This is a genomic window from Providencia sp. UF-224 (assembly GCF_058245955.1).
Genome location: NZ_JBSICC010000015.1, coordinates 79,779 through 98,556 on the forward strand (window position 1 = coordinate 79,779; position 18,778 = coordinate 98,556).

The following is an 18,778-nucleotide window of genomic DNA, read 5'->3' on the forward strand; positions in this document are numbered from 1 at the left end:
ATTAGGCAACAGCGAACATTACATACAGGCCCAGACCAACAGCAATCATCGGAATAGCATCGACCAGACCCATTACGATAAAGAACTGTGTACGCAGCAGAGGAATTAAATCTGGCTGACGAGCAGCACCTTCTAAAAATTTACCACCTAGGATGCCGATACCGATCGCAGCACCGATCGCCGCTAAGCCCATCATCACAGCGGCAGCCATGTACAGCAGATCCATACTCAGGTTTTCCATGACAGTCTCCAGTTTGTTTCAGTTAATACAATTATTGATTAATTAAATTAGTGCTCTTCAGATGCCATCGAGAGATAGACAACAGTCAGAACCATAAAAATAAAGGCTTGTAGCGTAATAATCAGTATGTGGAAGATAGCCCAAGGTAGGCTTAACAACCACTGTGACCACCACGGAAGCAGAGCCGCGATAAGAATAAAGATCAATTCACCTGCATACATGTTACCAAACAGTCGCAGACCGAGTGATACAGGTTTTGACAGCAGGCTTACCCCTTCAAGAATCAAGTTGACTGGAATGAAGACAGGATGGTTAAAAGGCTGCATTGTGAGCTCTTTTGTAAATCCGCCAATTCCTTTCATCTTGATGCTGTAAAAGAGGATTAGGATAAACACACCAATCGCCATCGATAGAGTGACACTAACATCTGCGGTTGGTACTGCACGTAATGCAGGTAACCCGAGATAATGCTCAGCAATATACGGAAGGAAATCAATTGGGAGTAAATCCATCAGGTTCATTAAGAATACCCAGACGAACACCGTTAATGCTAAAGGAGCAATAACTTTGCTCTTACCGTGATACATATCACGGACTGAGTTATCAACGAAACCAATGATCAGTTCTATTGCAGTCTGTAACTTACCGGGTACGCCACTAGTCGCATTGGCTGCAACTCTTCTAAATAGCCACAGGAACAGAGCCCCGAGAACTACTGAGAAAAAAAGCGAGTCAATGTTCAACGTCCAAAATGTTGGACTAGCGTGGGGATCGACCAACTTAAAGGTACTCAGGTCCAACTGAAGATTTCTCAGATGGTGGCCTATGTAATCCTCTGTAGTCATCACTTCTCCTGATGCAGACATGATGCCTCTTACCCTTTTGTAGTTTAAAAATACTTACCGTTTAAAAACGGCTGGTGCAACAATCTGAACAATTAGCACCGCTAAATAGGTCAAACCCAGTGGTGTTAATGACGCTTTGAACACACCGAAAGCAACAACTAAAACAACGATAGTTGTAACAACCTTTAGCCCTGCTCCTAATGCTAAGAACCAGGCAATGCGGACAGGTTCATCCTCTTCCTTTGCTTTCTGAAATTGTGCTAGCAGCATAAATACGATATTTGGTAACCAGCATGCTAACCCACCAGCAAGAGCAGAGGCCCCCCATTCTATACTATTTGCACAGAAAGCCCCACTGAGGATCATTAAAGTTATAAACTGAACAGACAACTGCTTTGCAGCATGCTTGTTGTCATAAAGGGATACAGACATAACTTTTCGTATACTCCCAGCTCTTCTCAGCCTCAGAAACGCTAAGTGTTGTATAAAACTGCCTTTGCGTAAATGTGTCAAGAGACAAAAACGAGCAAATTATACGGGCAGGCGAAATGAATTCAATCAGTAAGTAGCGAAAAGGTGAATAAATATTTAATTTTTTCGAGATAGCGCAGAATTATCGATGTAATAATTAATAAATAGTTAATGAATTGCTACATATGTTCACTTAAATGTGACATTAATCACATTTAGCTTTGTTCGCTTTATTTATTCCTTCAACTTTCTTCATAAGAAAAATTAGATTTAATCTGTAAATCAAATAATTAAGAAAGACAATTTTTAAGCTAAATAATGAATCTATAAATCAAATATTTCACTGTTAACTATTTTATTAGCTAAATCGATTAAGTCAAAATAGCCAATTACATTCACTTTTTCCCTTCAACTTATTATTTTTGAAACTTATTCGTTATTGCTGTGTAAATAACACGTAAAATTCGAGTTTTTGTTATTCGGCCAAAAACAAAAATAGCCGTCTGTTTTTCAACATTCGGCTATCGCTCTAAAAGATAAAATTATTTGATAGAAAGCAACTTTATTTCAGCGAAATTTTAACTAAATGGCGTTGCTCATCAAGTTCTGGTACTTGAAGCTCAGTGATAGACTCAATCACAAACCCTTCTGGTAGAGCCATTTCATCATCACGAATGACACCTTTTAGAGCGTAAAAACGCCCTTCAGGTGAAGGTAAGTGATGACACCAACTCAACATATCATTTAACGATGCAAACGCACGGCTAATAACGCCATCAAAACCATTTTCAACGGGATATTCTTCAACTCGTGACTGAACAGGTTCTATGTTAGTTAGCCCTAACTCATGTTGAACCTGTTTTAAAAAGCGTACACGCTTCCCTAAGCTGTCCAATAGAACAAAATGGGAATCAGGTCGAACAATGGCTAAAGGAACGCCTGGTAACCCAGGGCCCGTTCCAACATCGATAAACCGTTGTCCGTTGAGTTGACCGTTCACCACTATGCTATCCATAATATGGCGGATTAACATCTGTTGCGGGTCACGTACGGACGTCAAGTTATAGGCTTTGTTCCATTTAACTAGTAACCCTACATAACCAACTAACTGCTGTTTTTGCTTTTCCGTTAAATCGATGTCGGTTTTGGCAAGTAATTGATTAAGTTTTGATAATAAATCCATGTTAAGCGCTCCGGCGTAGCATGCCTTGCTTTTTCAACCAAACAAGTAAAATAGAAATCGCGGCAGGAGTGATCCCTGAAATACGTGAAGCTTGGCCGATAGACGTTGGCTTGTGATCATTCAGCTTTGCCATTACCTCGTTGGATAATCCTTTCACTTGTTTATAATCAAGATCTACAGGTAACAAGGTGTTTTCATTACGTAATTGTCTTTCGATCTCTTCTTTCTGACGTGCAATGTAACCTTCGTATTTAACTTGAATCTCAACTTGATCAGCGGCTTGTTGATCTTCAATTGCAGGTGCAAACAAATTTAACGAGGTCAGCATTTGATAAGTCATTTCAGGACGACGTAATAAATCTTCACCATTCGCTTCTTTGGATAACGGAACGGTTAATATTCCATCAATCTCAGTATGGTTATCAGATTTAGGGTGAACCCAGATATCTTTTAAGCGCTGACGCTCTTTTTCAATCAGTTCCACTTTTTTGTTGAAGTGTGCCCAACGCACATCATCAACGAGACCAAGTTCACGGCCTTTTTCTGTTAAACGTAGATCAGCGTTATCTTCACGTAGCATCAAGCGGTATTCTGCACGTGAGGTAAACATACGGTACGGTTCTTTGGTACCAAGTGTGCAAAGGTCGTCAACGAGAACACCGATGTAAGCTTCGTCACGACGAGGGAACCAACCTTCTAAGCCAAAGGCATGTTGTGCAGCATTCAAGCCAGCAAGTAAGCCTTGAGCACCCGCTTCTTCATAACCCGTTGTGCCGTTGATTTGACCAGCAAAAAACAAACCATTAATAAACTTGCTTTCTAGTGTTTGTTTGAGATCGCGCGGGTCAAAGAAATCATACTCAATCGCATAACCAGGACGAATGATCCTTGCGTTTTCCATCCCTTTCATTGAGTGCACAATTTGCATTTGCACATCAAATGGCAGGCTGGTGGAAATCCCGTTAGGGTAGATTTCATTGCTCGTTAAGCCTTCTGGCTCTAAGAAAATTTGATGTGAGTCTTTATCAGCAAAGCGCATCACTTTGTCTTCGATCGACGGACAATAACGAGGGCCGATCCCTTCGATGATCCCTGCATACATAGGGCTACGATCAAGGTTATTTCTGATCACATCATGGGTTTTTTCATTGGTGTAGGTGATATGGCAAGGCATCTGTTGTGGATGTTGATCTTGCGAACCTAAGAATGAAAATACAGGCATTGGGTCGTCACCTAGCTGTTGAGCTAACTGACTGAAATCAATTGTTCTTGCATCAATACGTGGGGGAGTTCCCGTTTTTAAACGGTTAACACGTAGTGGTAATTCTCTTAGACGTTGAGAAAGGGAGATTGATGGTGGATCACCTGCACGACCCCCACTGTAATTTTCTAACCCAATATGAATTTTTCCATCAAGGAAAGTCCCAACGGTTAATACCACAGCTTTGGCTTTAAATTTTAAGCCCATGCGGGTAATAGCCCCTGTGACTTGATTGTTTTCAACAATCAGATCTTCAACAGGTTGCTGAAAAATCATTAAGTTAGGCTGATTTTCTAAAGCTGTTCTAACTGCTTGGCGATAAAGAACGCGGTCTGCTTGTGCACGAGTTGCACGAACAGCTGGGCCTTTGCTGGCATTTAATGTTCTAAATTGAATACCCGCCTTGTCTGTTGCAGTGGCCATTAAACCACCGAGGGCATCAATTTCTCTGACCAGATGCCCCTTACCGATCCCACCGATGGCTGGGTTGCAAGACATCTGGCCCAATGTATCAATATTGTGAGTCAGTAATAGGGTTTGACGCCCCATACGTGCAGCTGCCATTGCTGCTTCAGTACCGGCATGACCACCACCAATTACGATGACGTCAAATTGCTCTGGATAAAACATGTGTGAACCTTAAACGTTAGAAAATGCGGACTGTGCATTTGAGGAGAGAATTCTACTCAAGTTTGAAAGAGAGACAACCCCTAGGCTTCTCCCCTTATAATATATAAGATCTTTTTATTTAAAGATCTCTTTATTAGATCTTTTATTAGGATCACCTGTTTCTGTGGATAAGTGGATTTTCACTTTAAAGATCATAAAAGTGTAAAGGATCATATACTGTGAATGATCCGTGATCCGATTGCGTATAAGCTGGGATCAAAATGGGTACTTATGCACAGGCCTTGGTGGCCCTAAAACTTATACTCTGGATAACTACCGGTTAATACCGGGATCTTCCCTGAGTTATCCACAGTTGATTGCTTCTATTTTAACCAAATTAGAGTTCATTTGCCCAATTTTTAACCCATTCTCCTGCAGGATCTTCAGGGATTTCGTGTTTTTGGATGTCTATTTCAAAACATTCGCCGATCCGTTTAGCCCCTTTTTCACTTAATAGGGCATCTAATTTGTGGATCGCACCGCAGAAAGTGTCATATTCTGAGCTACCGATCCCAACGGCACCAAATTTCACCTGGCTGAGATCGGGGGAGCTTTCTTCTATAGCATCAAAGAACGGCTGAATACTTTCAGGTAGATCACCTGCTCCGTGAGTCGAACTCACCACCAGCCAAATGCCCTCAAGTGTTAAATCATCAAGCTCTGGACCATGTTGAACGTCTGTTTCATAGCCGAGTTCTTCTAAAATCTCCGCCATGTGCTCTGCAACATATTCCGCACTGCCCATTGTACTGCCACTTATTAAGGTTACTTTTGTCATGGTGATTCTCTTTCACAATAATAGGGCGCTATTGTACGCTGTGAATGAGCTGGGATCTACCTGTGGATAATATGGTTATATCATTTTTTTTTCTAAGGGTTGATTGTACGTAAGATCGGGTTCTGTAAGGAGATCAAGGTTTCTGTAGATTGAATCTCATCAATCGTTTGAATTTTGTTGATAAGTACGTCTTGTAGGGCATCAATTGATTTGCACATGACCTTAATGAAAATGCTGTATTGACCCGTCGTATAATAAACTTCGACTACTTCTTCTAAGGCATCCAATTTCTTTAATGCTGTCGGGTAATCTTTTGCACTTTTTAAAATAATGCCAATAAAGCAGCAGACATCAAAGCCTAACTGTTTTGGATTGATATCAATACGTGTGCCTTTAATGATCCCCGCTTGCTTCATTTTTTCAACGCGAACGTGAATTGTTCCTGGGCTTACTGCAAATTTTTTGGCTAATTCTGCGTAAGGCGTACGCGCATTTCCCATTAATTCGTGAAGTATGTCACGATCGAGATTATCGATTTGATAATTTTCTGGCATTATTTTGCCTCCATTTTAACGATTATTCATTTTTATACCCATTTTTTTAATCAAAATAAACAGTAAAGGCTTTTTTTAATGATGGATATTGAATTTATACCTCATTTTGTTGCTTAATCTATACATCGGCTAATACAGCAAACAAATTATGGGTAATAAATTATGGACAAGTCATTCATCGAACATCAGCAACAAATTAGTTTTGTAAAATCCTATTTCTCACGTTTACTTGAAAAAGAACTCGGTCTAATTGAAGTTCAAGGGCCAATCCTTAGCCGTCTTGGTGATGGTACGCAAGATAACTTATCAGGCAGCGAAAAAGCCGTTCAAGTGAAAGTGAAATCAATCCCAGGTGCGACCTTTGAAGTGGTGCACTCATTGGCTAAATGGAAACGTAAAACGTTAGGTCGTTTTGGTTTCAGCGAAGGCCAAGGACTCTATACGCACATGAAAGCGTTGCGTCCGGACGAAGATCGCTTAACCCCAATCCACTCCGTCTATGTCGATCAGTGGGATTGGGAAAAAGTGATGGCAGATGAGGAACGTACACTTCCTTATCTGAAACAGACAGTGGGTAAAATCTACAAGGCAATAAAAGAAACAGAAGCTGCCGTAAGTAAAGAGTTTGGACTGGCACCGTTCCTGCCAGACCAAATTCACTTTATCCACAGTGAAGAGCTGTTACAGCGCTACCCAGACCTTGATGCAAAAGGCCGTGAGCGCGCAATCGCGAAAGAACTTGGCGCCGTTTTCCTTATTGGTATCGGTGGTAAGTTATCCAGCGGTGAATCACACGATGTCCGTGCACCAGACTACGACGATTGGACAACAGAAAACGAAGACGGTTTTTGTGGTTTAAACGGTGACATCCTTGTGTGGAACCCTGTATTACAAGATGCATTTGAGCTGTCTTCCATGGGGATCCGTGTTAGCCCTGAATGCTTAACACGTCAATTAAGCTTGACGCAAGATGAAAAACGCATGGAATTAGAATGGCACCAAGCGCTAGTTAAAGGTGAAATGCCACAAACTATCGGCGGTGGTATCGGCCAATCCCGTTTAGTGATGTTACTTCTGCAACGCCAACACATTGGCCAAGTCCAATGCGGTGTATGGGCGCCAGAAACGCAAGAATCTGTTGAAGGTATGCTGTAATTAGCGACTAAAGCGGCGTAATAGCCTGCTTTTTAACCCGGTGTCAAAGCGCCAAATATGGTCGAAGATTTTCATGATGCCGGGTTTCCCATAATTTGACACTGATACCGCATGGAAGCGGTATTTTCCTTTCTTTTGCATGGTTTTGATTTTTTGAATGAGTTCATCGGGTAAACGCTGAGCCACAAAATCAGAAATAACCACTGCATCTGCATCCATCCATTGTTTTGATTCTAATTTGACGGTTGTTTCTTGCAAGCAAGCAGCAAGGTCTGTTCCGCCTTTAAATGTTTGATGTAAAAACCGAACGCACTGCTCCAACCCATCCGCAGATAATAAATCGTAATGCACAATATCGGTGGAAAACAGCATCACATGGCATGCGCGGTTATCGGCTAACGCAATTTTCATTAGCGCAAGGCAAAATGCCTTTGCACAGCGCTCATTTAATCCCCCCATTGATCCCGAAGTATCAATACATACTACAAATGGCCCTCGAGGCTGTTCTTCATCATGGTGATGTGTAATGGGGCGCAGCACTTTTCTTTCTTGCCAGCTATCCCCTTGCAATCGATAAGTTAATAGCTGTTTTTCCAGTAATTTTCGATAAAACTCAAATTCAATTTCTTCGATACCCAGCATAGCGAGCTCAGCGGGTAATAAACGCAAAATATCATCACTTTGGTTTAAGCCATTAACTTGTTCAGGTACTGTTTCTGGCACTTTCTCCATGATAGTCATTGCTTCTAAAACCACGCTATCATCGGGAATAGCTTGCGCTGTTTGGCTGCGCCCTAATAGTTGGGCTATTTTTTCAAGCTCAGGCTGTTGGCGTAAAAATTCACTGTAGCGATTTAATAGCTGGTCATTATAAACAGAGGTCATATTCACCCCTTTGCTTAAATCCCACAAACGACCAGCCGCTCGTTCATTTTCACCCAGAATATCTTCTAAATTTCCACTCAAGGCTAACCTGCGTTGTAATTCCGCCAGCAATTGCTCTTTCTCTTGCTCTAACAGCTCTTTATGCAGGGTTGTGACTTGCAAAATTAAGCTGACTCGCCACTTTTGGACAAACAAAGCTTGCCTTGCACTGCGGTTGTCAATTTTACCGCTTTGTAGCTGGTTTGCTTCTCGGTAAAACGGCGAGTCGATTTGGTTAAGCCTTTCTATTACAGAAGGAAGTCGCGTAAAAAAAGCGTCTGTTGATATCCCAAGGGATTGCCTATACAGCTCAAACTCTTCAGAAAGTTGCGCGGGAACTAACGCATCTTGCAGGCGCTGTTTTAGGTCTTTTTTCCAGCTAGATAAGTCTTTTAATAATGCCTTTTTTAAACGGGGATGTTTTTCAAAAAATACCGCCAATTGCGGCGTAGCAAGGAGAGAGATAATAATCTCTTCTATTAACTGGCTTTCATTAACCGAAAGCAACATCTCCAGAGTGGCTAAACTCATCATAATTATTCAGCCACTTTTCCTGTGATTTGGTTGCGTAATTGCGTTAATTTCTCTGCAAGTTGTAGAAAACTTTGCTCAATATCCGCCAGCCAATGGGCTTCAATAAAAAGGTTGGGTTGTTGTTTTTCAAATTGATAACGAGCAGTTTGGATATCTGATTGAATTTTATCCAGCTTATCTAACCATTCTTGATTATTTGATGTGGGGGTTTGTGTGGCTGTTTTATCTTGGATATATAAGGTTGATGATTGATGGCTGATATCCAATAACTGTATCTGATTTAAATTATTTACCTCAGCGGCAATTTCTTGTGCAAAACCAATACCATTTAAATGAGCGGATAATGTCGTGCCTTTATTTAAAAATAAAGTGAGTGCTTTTTTGTCTGTGGTAACAAACGTCACTTTCATATTATGCAATTGTAATGGACGATGTAAAAACAGCGTGATCCGACCTTCATGAAGATGCTCAGGTAACACATACGAGGCCTTACGAGCAAACATCGCATTGTTTTTATTTACTTTAAATGCATCTTGGCTATTTTGATCTTGCGTGGATGACATCCATTGCTGGTAAATTTGCTCAATTTCACGGGTAAATTTACGCTGCTGCCAACCTTCTTCTTGTAAAAGGGATTGAATTAATCGCGGTAATGCATTCATCGATTGCATATCGTGCCACAGGCAATCTTTCAAAAGTACAATATCAAGGGGAGAGACGCTGCTGCGACCATTAAAAAATGCACTCGCTTGTAATAAATACACCGCTTTTTTCCAACGTCTATCTGAGACATAAACCTGCTTATCCGCGGCATCTAATTGTTGGCGTAGTTGGTAGACTAGCTCAAAACAGTGATCGGGCAGCGTAATTTTTGGAATTTCTTGTTGCCACTGCAGGTACTCTTCATCACTGATTTTTAAATGCTCAGGGACTTGGGATCCTTCTAACGACGATTTTCCCGTCAATAATGCACGGAAGTTTTGTTTTTCCTGTACTTTATCAAGCCAAATACGCACCAACATACGGTCAAAAAGGGCTTCTAAACTATTATCAGCATCAGGTAATTCGTTTGAAGCCGTGACAAGCAAACGCATGGGAATGGCTTTTTCTTCATCGCCATTACGGAATTTGCGTTCATTAATAGCCGTTAATAGCGTATTGAGAATCGCGGGGCCTGCTTTCCAGATTTCATCTAAAAAAACCACTTCAGCATCAGGCAAATAACCTTTCGTTAAGCGTTCATAGCGCCCTTCATCTTTTAAGGCTTGAATGGATAAAGGGCCAAAAATTTCTTCAGGCGTCGAAAAGCGCGTCATTAAGTATTCAAATGCATGGGCATGACGAAAAGCATATTTCATTCTCCGCGCGATTAAGCTTTTCGCAATACCTGGAGGGCCTAATAGAAAGACACTTTCACCACTGAGTGTGGCTAATAAACACAAGCGTATTGCCTGTTGGCGTTCATACAAACCGCTTTCAAGGTAATTACTCAGTTGGGCGATACGCTCAGCAAGTTGCATAACAGTTCCTTTCTATTGGAGAGTTCTTGATAAAGGCTATCAATTCCTTTTATTACATACTGCGGCCATTTTTTCCATTTTTCTTTGATGTACCCCAAAAAACAAGAAAAAACGATTCAGCTATAAGTGATTCAATAAGTTATTGTTTTTAAGCTTATCCCACACTAACGAAACGTTTCGATGATGATCACAAATATCGACTATCAATATTGAGTTGTGACTTATCTAAACTATGATTGTATAAGCGAAACGTTTCGCTTATCAGAAATGGCGGTGAAAAAATGAAAAAAGGTGTTCTGCTTAATGCCAATATTACTTCAGTGATTGCAAAGTTAGGTCATACCGACCAAATCACACTGGCGGATGCAGGCTTACCCATTTCAGCGGGGCCTGAGCGGATTGATTTAGCGATAACGCAAGGGTTACCTGATTTCATGGCTGTTTTGCGAGTGGTTACGCAAGAAATGCAGGTCGAAAAAGCGATTATTGCAGAAGAAATTAGTGCAATGAATCCCACCATGGAAACGGCTATTTTAACGCATTTGAATAACCTACAAACTGAACAAGGCAATCAAATCGAAATCATCTATTGCAGTCATGAACGTTTTAAACAGCTAACTCATGACAGCAAAGCAGTCATTAGAACAGGGGAATGCTCGCCATTTGCGAATGTAATCCTATGTTCTGGTGTGACTTTCTGAGGTGACTATGCAACCTTTATTAGAACTTATCGGTATCGATAAATCATTTCCGGGCGTGAAAGCGCTCAGCGGTGCGACATTAAATGTCTACCCCGGAAAAGTCATGGCGCTGGTGGGGGAAAATGGGGCTGGCAAATCAACCATGATGAAAGTGCTCACCGGTATCTATCAAAAAGATGCAGGTAAAATTCGTTTTCTGGGTAAAGAAGTGGCGTTTAATGGGCCAAAAAGCTCCCAAGAAGCAGGTATTGGTATTATTCACCAAGAATTAAACTTGATCCCTGAGCTGACGATTGCAGAAAATATTTTCCTTGGGCGTGAGTTTGTTAGTGCGTTTGGCAAAATTGACTGGAAAAAAATGTTCAGTGAGTCAGACAAACTGCTCAAACGCCTCAACCTTGATTATGACAGCCATCAAACCATTGCTGAACTTTCGATTGGGGAACAGCAAATGGTGGAAATTGCTAAAGTCCTCAGCTTTCAATCCCAAGTGATCATCATGGACGAACCAACGGATGCGCTTACTGATACAGAAACGGAATCATTATTCCGCGTTATCGAAGACTTAAAAGCACAAGGCTGCGGTATTGTTTATATCTCTCACCGGTTAAAAGAAATCTTTGAGATTTGCGACGATGTCACCGTGTTTCGTGATGGCCAGTTTATTGGCGAAAAACCCGTTAGCGAATTAGAAGAAGAAAAACTGATTGAAATGATGGTGGGAAGAAAGCTTGAAGACCAATACCCACGCATTGATGTTCAAGCGGGTGATACCCGTTTACAGCTTGAAAATGTTTCAGGCCCCGGTGTAAGCAATGCCAGTTTCACGTTGAAAAGCGGTGAAATTTTAGGGGTTTCAGGGTTAATGGGCGCAGGTCGAACTGAATTGATGAAAATCATCTACGGCGCAGCGACCAAGAAATCAGGCACAATTAAGCTGGAAGGCAAATCTGTCAATCTGAAAACCCCGCAAGAAGGCCTAAATAGCGGCATTGTGTATATTTCAGAAGACCGTAAACGTGATGGATTAGTATTAGGCATGTCAGTTAAAGAAAACATGTCGTTGACGGCTTTGCGTTATTTCAGCCGTGCGGGTGGCTCACTTAAACACGGCGAAGAGCAACAAACGGTCAGCGACTTTATTCGCCTTTTCAATATCAAAACTCCATCGATGAACCAAATTATTGGTAACCTTTCTGGCGGAAATCAACAAAAAGTGGCTATCGCACGAGGGTTAATGACCAGACCCAAAGTGTTGATCCTTGATGAGCCAACGCGTGGTGTCGATGTTGGGGCAAAAAAAGAAATTTATCAGCTAATTAACCAGTTTAAGAAAGAAGGGCTGAGCATCATTTTAGTCTCTTCAGAAATGCCTGAAGTGATTGGAATGAGTGACCGCATTTTGGTGATGCACGAAGGTCATATCAGCGGCGAATTTACCGCCAAAGACGCGACTCAGGAAGCCTTAATGGCTGCCGCAGTGGGTAAAAATTACGGCTCAGTTCAGGAGTTATCAGTATGAGTTCAACAACTGCATCATCAAAACGCTGGTTCAGCAAAGCTTGGCTGATGGAGCAAAAATCATTAATTGCACTATTAGTCTTAATTGCCATCGTATCAACATTAAGCCCTAATTTTTTTACGGTGAATAACCTATTCAATATTTTGCAGCAAACGTCGGTAAACGCCATCATGGCGGTAGGTATGACGTTGGTTATCTTAACGTCAGGGATTGATCTGTCGGTAGGCTCATTACTTGCATTGACGGGCGCGGTTGCTGCATCGATGGTTGGGGCGGAAGTCAACGCCTTGGTTGCTGTTGCAGGGGCATTAGCACTGGGAGCCGCAATTGGCGCATGTACTGGGGTTATCGTCGCGAAAGGGAAAGTCCAAGCCTTTATCGCAACATTGGTGATGATGCTTTTATTGCGCGGGGTGACTCGTGTGTATACCGATGGTAGCCCGATAAACACGGGCTTTAGTGATAATGCTGATTTATTTGGCTGGTTTGGTATTGGTCGCCCATTAGGTATTCCTACCCCGGTTTGGTTAATGATCATTGTTTTTGCGGCGGCATGGTACATGTTGCACCACACTCGATTAGGCCGTTATATCTACGCGTTAGGGGGCAATGAAGCGGCAACTCGTTTATCAGGCATTAACGTCGATCGCATCAAAATTATTGTGTATGCCTTATGTGGTTTGCTGGCGGCACTGGCCAGTGTGATTGAAGTTGCACGTTTGTCATCGGCGCAACCTATGGCAGGTAATGGGTATGAGCTAGATGCTATCGCCGCTGTTGTACTGGGTGGCACAAGCCTTGCGGGCGGAAAAGGGCGCATTGTCGGTACGCTGATTGGTGCGCTTATCCTTGGTTTCTTAAACAACGGTTTAAACTTATTAGGTATTTCGTCGAACTATCAGATGATTGTTAAAGCAGTCGTCATCTTACTTGCGGTACTTGTTGATAATAAAAAATAACCCTACAGGAAAACGATTATGAAACTGAATAAATTAGCCACATTGTTATCAGCCGTTGCACTGAGTGCAACCGTTAGCGTCAATGCGATGGCAAAAGACAGCATTGCGTTAGTGATTTCAACATTGAACAACCCTTTCTTTGTGACGATGAAAGATAGCGCACAAAAAGAGGCAGACAGACTGGGCTATGAATTGATCGTTCTAGACTCACAAGATAACCCAGCAAAAGAATTGGCAAACGTGCAGGACTTAACGGTTCGTGGAACAAAACTGATGTTAATCAACCCAACAGACTCTGATGCGGTGGGTAACTCTATCCTAATGGCAAACAAAGCAAAAATTCCTGTTATTACCTTAGACAGAGCCGCTAATAAAGGTGAAGTCGTCAGCCACGTTGCTTCGGATAACCGTATGGGCGGTAAAATGGCGGCCGATTATATTGCACAAAAAACAGGTAATGAAGCCAAAGTTATCCAATTAGAAGGTATTTCAGGTACTTCAGCAGCACGTGAGCGTGGTGAGGGCTTTAATACAGGTGCGAAAGAGCACAAATTTAATTTACTGGCGAGCCAGCCTGCTGACTTTGATAGAACAAAAGGCCTTAACGTTATGCAAAACCTGCTAACTGCGCACCCAGCGGTTCAAGCGGTCTTCGCACAAAATGACGAAATGGCGCTAGGTGCATTAAGAGCACTACAAACAGCCGGTCGTACTGATGTTTTAGTGGTCGGTTTCGATGGCACTAATGATGGCATTAAAGCGGTAGAGGGCGGGAAATTAGGTGCAACAATCGCACAGCGCCCTGATCAAATTGGTATTGTTGGTGTACAAATTGCCGATAAAGTCTTAAAAGGTGAAAAAGTTGATGCTACCGTTCCTGTTGAATTGGAATTAGTGGTAAAACAATAAGATAAAATAACCGCCGCAGCAGCTTTGCGGCGGTTTATGGGTTTGTGGTTAAGCAGTCACAATAAAAAGGATATAAATGTTATGGGTACAGCAAAGCTGGTGGTACTGGGTAGTATTAATGCTGATCATATTTTGAATGTTAAGCAATTTCCACAACCGGGTGAAACCGTTCGTGGTGACAGCTATCAAGTTGCCTTTGGTGGAAAAGGTGCAAACCAAGCTGTGGCGGCAGGCCGTAGTGGCGCTGACATAACATTTATAGCTTGTGTAGGTGATGATGATATTGGTGCAAGTATTAAAAAACAGCTTCATCTCGATAATATCAAAACAGAATGTATTGATGCGATTAAAGATGAAACGACGGGTGTGGCACTGATTTATGTGAATCAACAAGGCGAAAACATTATTGGTATCAATGCGGGTGCCAATGCGCAACTAACAACGCAGAGACTCACTCAATATCAGCAAAAAATTATTGAAGCGGATGCCGTCTTAATGCAGCTTGAATCACCGATTGAAACTGTTCAGATGGCCGCTGAAATTGCGAAGAAAAACAATACTCAAGTCATTTTAAATCCAGCTCCAGCACAATCATTACCAGACTCATTATTAACGCTGGTGGATATTATCACGCCGAATGAAACCGAAGCGGAGCATCTAACGGGTATTGCCGTTAATGATGACCAAGGCGCCCAAGCGGCGGCAGAAGCATTACATCAAAAAGGGATCAGCAAAGTGATGATTACCTTGGGTGCTCGTGGGGTTTGGTACAGTGAAAAAGGTGCACAAGGTAAAATAATTGCTGGGTTTCGCGTAAAAGCAGTGGATACTATTGCGGCAGGTGATACATTCAATGGGGCGTACGTTACCGCTTTACTGGAAGGTAAGTCTGACGAAGACGCGATTATTTTTGCCCATGCAGCGGCGGCGATAGCGGTTACTCGCCCAGGTGCTCAACCTTCGGTTCCATGGCGTAAAGAAATTGACCAATTTTTAGCTCAATAGGATTAACTTGTGGCAACAATGAAAGATGTGGCTCGCCTTGCGGGTGTGTCGACATCCACCGTCTCTCACGTTATTAATCAAAATCGCTACGTCAGCGAGAGTATTACTCTGCGTGTTAAAAATGCTATTGAAGAGCTAAATTACGCCCCTTCGGCATTGGCGAGAAGCTTAAAAATGAATCGCACGAATACCATTGGAATGTTACTGACAACCAGTAACAACCCATTTTATGCGGAAGTGGTGCGAGGCGTAGAACGGAGTTGCTACGAGCGCGGTTATAGTTTGATTTTGTGCAACACTGAGGGCGATCTTCAACGGATGAATCATAGCTTAGAAACCTTGTTACAAAAGCGGGTTGATGGGCTATTGATCATGTGTACTGAAGTCCAAGGGCCTTCAAAAGAAGTATTGGCTCGCTATCCGGCGGTACCGACGGTGATGATGGACTGGTCGCCATTTGAATCTGGCGGCGATGTTATTCAAGATAACTCATTTTTAGGCGGCGAAATTGCGACTCGCTATTTAATTGATGCTGGGTTCACTCGCATTGCTTGCATTGCTGGGCCGCAAGATAAATCACCTGCAAGAGCCCGTCATCAAGGATTTATTCAAGCCATGAATGATGCGGGTATTAAAATTAATGAAGAGTATTTGATTTTCAGTGATTTTGAATTTGCTGGTGGTTTTGAGTCAATGAATGCATTGCTTGAGTTACCCGTCCCGCCTCAAGCCATTTTCGCGGGTAATGATGCGATGGCAGTTGGGGCTTATCAGGCAATATTCCAAAAAGGGATGAAAGTTCCCGATGATATTTCGATTGTCGGTTACGATGATATCGATCTTTCTTCTTATATGATCCCACCCTTAACAACCATTCATCAACCAAAAGATGAGTTAGGGCAGCAAGCAGTTAGCCAACTGATTTATCGAATGGATAACCCAGAGGCAGAGACTGGCGTGTTAGTGCTTACCCCTGAGCTTATAGAGCGCCAGTCTGTTAAGAAGGTGAGTTCTTAGTTTTTTTTGTTTTTCCTTTTATTAAGTTATCACCATCTGTTTTACTTAATAATAAGAAGACAAAAGCAGAAACTAGTGTAATCACACCAATAGTAATAAAGGTATAGTGGAAATTATCCACGGTATTACTATTGGGCTGCCCATCATAGAAACTTAATATCGCTGCACTTACGGCAATACCAAAGCTAATCGATAGCTGTTGGGTTACGGCTAACATGCTATTTCCGGCACTGGCATTATTGTCGGTTAAATCTGCCAAGCAAATCGTATTCATCGCAGTAAATTGTACTGACATCACCATTCCTAAAATGAATAGCGGTACAACCAACAGATAAATCGACATATTCGGGGATTGTAATGAGAATTGGGCAATCATTAACCCAATAATTACCGTGATCACAAATAACGTATTACGGTAGCCATACTTAGTGAGGATTTTTGTTACACCTGATTTTGCTGTTATTGAGCCAATCGCCAATGGCGCCATCATCATCCCCGCGACAACCGCTTCATAGCCAAATCCAACTTGCAGCATTAATGGCATTAAAAATGGAATACTGCCCGTCCCTAAACGTGTTGCAATATTGCCACTGATGCCAATTGAAAACGTACGAGTTTTAAATAAATTTAATGGGATGATGGCATGCTTAATACGTCTTGCATGAAATACGTACAATAATAAGAAAAGAAAACCGCCAACAACAATTGCAGCAGGAATAGATGTTGGTAATGCTTTATCGCCAAACAAATCTAAGCTAACGGAAAGCATGACTAAACCAAAACCAAATAGTAAAAAGCCGAGCGTATCAAATTTACGTTTTGGCATCTTAAAATCAGGCATATGCTTTAACGCATAAAAAATACCCAAAATACCAATAGGAATATTAATAATAAATATCCAATGCCATGTGGCATAAGTAACCAATATACCACCTAACAGAGGGCCTAATATTGGCCCGACTAATCCAGGGATGGTCACAAAGTTTAATATTGGCAATAACTCACTACGTGGATAAGCTCTGATTAATGCTAATCGAGCAACAGGCATCATCATTGCCCCACCAATCCCTTGAATAACCCGAGATGTCACTAAAAAATTCAGTGATGGGGAAAGGGCGCAAAGCAAAGAACCGAAAGAAAATAATGAAACGGCTAAAATAAAGATACGGCGAGTACCAAACCGATCAGCAAACCATCCACTTATTGGGATCAATAGTGCAACCGTCAAAGTATAACTAACAACGGCTGATTGCATTGCAAGGGGAGAATGATGCAGGCTTTTTGCAATATCAGGTAAAGCCGTATTCAAAATAGTGGCATCGAGCGCCTGCATGAAAAAGGCCATTGCCGCAATCCATGGAAGGCCTGACATATTTTTGGCTGTCTTGAACATCGGTTACCTATCTAAAAAGTTAAAGCGCCAAGGGGAAGTTATCTTGTTAGGTTATTTTTCGTTTACTGTTAATAGTTTATAGCAAAAATCGAGAGCTTTGGTACTGTGACCTTGGATAATGGCATCCGCTAATTGCTGGTGGATATCAACTTCTATAACTTCATTGTCAGTAATAACATCAAAGTAGCGCTGGTAAATAGAACGAAATAAATTAGCGAAAGAAATTAAAAACGGGTTTGCACAGGCTTTATAAATGGTTAAATGAAAATAGTAATCCACCTTTACCCAACGTTCTCTATCAAACTCTTTTGCGAGTAACAGCATTTCATTCGTTAAAATCTGTAAAGATTGTTTTTGTTCGGGTGTTGCATGTATGGCTGCAAGATAACAAGCTTGCGGCTCAATGGCGAGGCGAACAATTTTGAAATGTTTAATCACAACGGATTGTTCTTCACTATTGGCCCACCACGTTAATAAATCTTGATCTAAAAAATTCCAATTTGATGAGGGCATAACACGAGTGCCTATTTTAGGGCGTGCTAATACCATGCCTTTAGCGGCTAATATTTTAATGGCTTCTCTTATTGCCGTTCGGCTGGCTTGGAACTTTTCTGATAACTCTAATTCACTGGGTAAAATGGAATCAGGCAAATAGGCGCTTGTTAAAATCTGTTGGCCCAGATTTTCTGCAATAATATAAGAACGATTTTTTTGCGAAGCCGTTTGTTGCTTACTTAATTCCATAATTCATCTCAAATCTTATTTCTTGGATGCCTATATTACGTGAGTAAAGGGCAAATTGCTGCTGAAATAGTCAATTACTGGGTGCGATTTAGCTTAGAACTCCATTTTTGGCTAAAAAAAACGCGAACAAAATAAAAATGCAAAAAAACACTTGCGAGATTTTTTTGTCTCCCTATAATGCGCATCCGTTGTCACGGCAAACCGCTTCGGTGGTGAGGTTAGAAAAAGAAAGCCTTAAGCCAAACTTGAAAAAGTAAGTGATAACACGGTGTGAAGAAAGAAAAAGTTGAAAATAAACACTTGACTTTCTAAAAGAAAAACGTATTATACGTCACCTCGCAGCAACGACCCAGAAGGTCAAATTTCAATACGAAATGCTGCAACGCTCTTTAA

18 protein-coding genes are annotated in these 18,778 nt (G+C 41.6%); 7 read left to right on the forward strand and 11 right to left on the reverse strand.

The window, feature by feature from the left end:
• Nucleotide 1: 1 nt before the first annotated feature.
• The 7 genes from atpE to asnC all read right to left on the reverse strand — a co-directional run bounded on the left by atpE (nucleotide 2) and on the right by asnC (nucleotide 6,002).
• Nucleotides 2–241 (reverse strand): F0F1 ATP synthase subunit C, encoded by a 240-nt coding sequence (gene atpE / locus AC4IFO_RS14795; protein ID WP_004093904.1) that lies wholly within the window; start codon nucleotides 239–241, stop codon nucleotides 2–4.
• A gap of 47 nt (nucleotides 242–288) precedes the next feature.
• Nucleotides 289–1,107, reverse strand: a complete 819-nt coding sequence (atpB, locus tag AC4IFO_RS14800; protein WP_042846803.1) for a F0F1 ATP synthase subunit A — start codon at nucleotides 1,105–1,107, stop codon at nucleotides 289–291.
• 33 nt (nucleotides 1,108–1,140) lie between these two features.
• Nucleotides 1,141–1,518, reverse strand: coding sequence for a F0F1 ATP synthase subunit I (atpI, locus tag AC4IFO_RS14805; RefSeq protein WP_490735457.1), 378 nt, complete (start codon nucleotides 1,516–1,518; stop codon nucleotides 1,141–1,143).
• Nucleotides 1,519–2,119: 601 nt separating this feature from the next.
• Complete coding sequence (gene rsmG, locus AC4IFO_RS14810; RefSeq protein ID WP_490735459.1) at nucleotides 2,120–2,740, reverse strand: 16S rRNA (guanine(527)-N(7))-methyltransferase RsmG; 621 nt, start codon at nucleotides 2,738–2,740, stop codon at nucleotides 2,120–2,122.
• Between the two features lies 1 nt (nucleotide 2,741).
• Complete coding sequence (gene mnmG, locus AC4IFO_RS14815; RefSeq protein ID WP_490735461.1) at nucleotides 2,742–4,631, reverse strand: tRNA uridine-5-carboxymethylaminomethyl(34) synthesis enzyme MnmG; 1,890 nt, start codon at nucleotides 4,629–4,631, stop codon at nucleotides 2,742–2,744.
• Between the two features lie 376 nt (nucleotides 4,632–5,007).
• Entirely contained in the window at nucleotides 5,008–5,448 is a 441-nt protein-coding gene (mioC, locus tag AC4IFO_RS14820) for an FMN-binding protein MioC (RefSeq protein WP_490735463.1), read from the reverse strand.
• Between the two features lie 92 nt (nucleotides 5,449–5,540).
• Nucleotides 5,541–6,002, reverse strand: a complete 462-nt coding sequence (gene asnC / locus AC4IFO_RS14825) for a transcriptional regulator AsnC (RefSeq protein WP_219245205.1) — start codon at nucleotides 6,000–6,002, stop codon at nucleotides 5,541–5,543.
• A 162-nt stretch (nucleotides 6,003–6,164) separates the two neighbouring features.
• Between asnC and asnA the strand changes: the two genes are divergently transcribed.
• A complete protein-coding gene (asnA, locus tag AC4IFO_RS14830) occupies nucleotides 6,165–7,157 on the forward strand; it encodes an aspartate--ammonia ligase (RefSeq protein WP_490735466.1) in 993 nt (330 codons plus the stop codon).
• On the opposite strand, the gene viaA is transcribed toward asnA, so the two are convergent.
• Both viaA and ravA read right to left on the reverse strand, forming a co-directional pair.
• Entirely contained in the window at nucleotides 7,158–8,615 is a 1,458-nt protein-coding gene (gene viaA, locus AC4IFO_RS14835; protein WP_490735468.1) for an ATPase RavA stimulator ViaA, read from the reverse strand.
• Between the two features lie 2 nt (nucleotides 8,616–8,617).
• Entirely contained in the window at nucleotides 8,618–10,135 is a 1,518-nt protein-coding gene (gene ravA, locus AC4IFO_RS14840) for an ATPase RavA (RefSeq protein WP_490735470.1), read from the reverse strand.
• Nucleotides 10,136–10,416: 281 nt separating this feature from the next.
• Between ravA and rbsD the strand changes: the two genes are divergently transcribed.
• From rbsD to rbsR, 6 genes are all read left to right on the forward strand, one after another.
• Nucleotides 10,417–10,836 carry a D-ribose pyranase gene (gene rbsD, locus AC4IFO_RS14845; protein WP_490735472.1) on the forward strand — a complete coding sequence of 140 codons (420 nt, stop codon included), beginning with the start codon at nucleotides 10,417–10,419 and terminating at the stop codon, nucleotides 10,834–10,836.
• Nucleotides 10,837–10,843: 7 nt separating this feature from the next.
• The gene (rbsA, locus tag AC4IFO_RS14850; protein ID WP_490735474.1) at nucleotides 10,844–12,358 is read left to right on the forward strand and encodes a ribose ABC transporter ATP-binding protein RbsA; all 1,515 of its coding nucleotides are present in this window, start codon (nucleotides 10,844–10,846) and stop codon (nucleotides 12,356–12,358) included.
• Complete coding sequence (gene rbsC / locus AC4IFO_RS14855; RefSeq protein ID WP_047756542.1) at nucleotides 12,355–13,317, forward strand: ribose ABC transporter permease; 963 nt, start codon at nucleotides 12,355–12,357, stop codon at nucleotides 13,315–13,317. Before rbsA ends, rbsC begins: the two co-directional genes overlap by 4 nt.
• Nucleotides 13,318–13,335: 18 nt before the next feature.
• A complete protein-coding gene (rbsB, locus tag AC4IFO_RS14860; RefSeq protein WP_490735476.1) occupies nucleotides 13,336–14,226 on the forward strand; it encodes a ribose ABC transporter substrate-binding protein RbsB in 891 nt (296 codons plus the stop codon).
• Between the two features lie 81 nt (nucleotides 14,227–14,307).
• Nucleotides 14,308–15,231 carry a ribokinase gene (gene rbsK / locus AC4IFO_RS14865; RefSeq protein WP_490735478.1) on the forward strand — a complete coding sequence of 308 codons (924 nt, stop codon included), beginning with the start codon at nucleotides 14,308–14,310 and terminating at the stop codon, nucleotides 15,229–15,231.
• Between the two features lie 9 nt (nucleotides 15,232–15,240).
• Nucleotides 15,241–16,248 (forward strand): ribose operon transcriptional repressor RbsR, encoded by a 1,008-nt coding sequence (rbsR, locus tag AC4IFO_RS14870; RefSeq protein ID WP_490735480.1) that lies wholly within the window; start codon nucleotides 15,241–15,243, stop codon nucleotides 16,246–16,248.
• Here the strand turns inward: rbsR and mdtD are convergent.
• Nucleotides 16,229–17,641 carry a multidrug transporter subunit MdtD gene (mdtD, locus tag AC4IFO_RS14875; RefSeq protein WP_490735482.1) on the reverse strand — a complete coding sequence of 471 codons (1,413 nt, stop codon included), beginning with the start codon at nucleotides 17,639–17,641 and terminating at the stop codon, nucleotides 16,229–16,231. The genes rbsR and mdtD overlap by 20 nt on opposite strands.
• 51 nt (nucleotides 17,642–17,692) lie before the next feature.
• Nucleotides 17,693–18,385 carry a FadR/GntR family transcriptional regulator gene (locus tag AC4IFO_RS14880; protein WP_490735484.1) on the reverse strand — a complete coding sequence of 231 codons (693 nt, stop codon included), beginning with the start codon at nucleotides 18,383–18,385 and terminating at the stop codon, nucleotides 17,693–17,695.
• Nucleotides 18,386–18,778: the final 393 nt, after the last annotated feature.

Coding starts and splice junctions, on each gene's coding strand:
- rbsC (WP_047756542.1), top strand. CDS start 12,355: ATGAGTTCAACAACTGCATCATCAAAACGCTGGTTCAGCAAAGCTTGG.
- AC4IFO_RS14880 (WP_490735484.1), bottom strand. CDS start 18,385: ATGGAATTAAGTAAGCAACAAACGGCTTCGCAAAAAAATCGTTCTTAT.
- mdtD (WP_490735482.1), bottom strand. CDS start 17,641: ATGTTCAAGACAGCCAAAAATATGTCAGGCCTTCCATGGATTGCGGCA.
- rbsB (WP_490735476.1), top strand. CDS start 13,336: ATGAAACTGAATAAATTAGCCACATTGTTATCAGCCGTTGCACTGAGT.
- atpE (WP_004093904.1), bottom strand. CDS start 241: ATGGAAAACCTGAGTATGGATCTGCTGTACATGGCTGCCGCTGTGATG.
- rsmG (WP_490735459.1), bottom strand. CDS start 2,740: ATGGATTTATTATCAAAACTTAATCAATTACTTGCCAAAACCGACATC.
- ravA (WP_490735470.1), bottom strand. CDS start 10,135: ATGCAACTTGCTGAGCGTATCGCCCAACTGAGTAATTACCTTGAAAGC.
- rbsA (WP_490735474.1), top strand. CDS start 10,844: ATGCAACCTTTATTAGAACTTATCGGTATCGATAAATCATTTCCGGGC.
- asnA (WP_490735466.1), top strand. CDS start 6,165: ATGGACAAGTCATTCATCGAACATCAGCAACAAATTAGTTTTGTAAAA.
- mnmG (WP_490735461.1), bottom strand. CDS start 4,631: ATGTTTTATCCAGAGCAATTTGACGTCATCGTAATTGGTGGTGGTCAT.
- mioC (WP_490735463.1), bottom strand. CDS start 5,448: ATGACAAAAGTAACCTTAATAAGTGGCAGTACAATGGGCAGTGCGGAA.
- rbsK (WP_490735478.1), top strand. CDS start 14,308: ATGGGTACAGCAAAGCTGGTGGTACTGGGTAGTATTAATGCTGATCAT.
- viaA (WP_490735468.1), bottom strand. CDS start 8,615: ATGATGAGTTTAGCCACTCTGGAGATGTTGCTTTCGGTTAATGAAAGC.
- atpB (WP_042846803.1), bottom strand. CDS start 1,107: ATGTCTGCATCAGGAGAAGTGATGACTACAGAGGATTACATAGGCCAC.
- asnC (WP_219245205.1), bottom strand. CDS start 6,002: ATGCCAGAAAATTATCAAATCGATAATCTCGATCGTGACATACTTCAC.
- atpI (WP_490735457.1), bottom strand. CDS start 1,518: ATGTCTGTATCCCTTTATGACAACAAGCATGCTGCAAAGCAGTTGTCT.
- rbsD (WP_490735472.1), top strand. CDS start 10,417: ATGAAAAAAGGTGTTCTGCTTAATGCCAATATTACTTCAGTGATTGCA.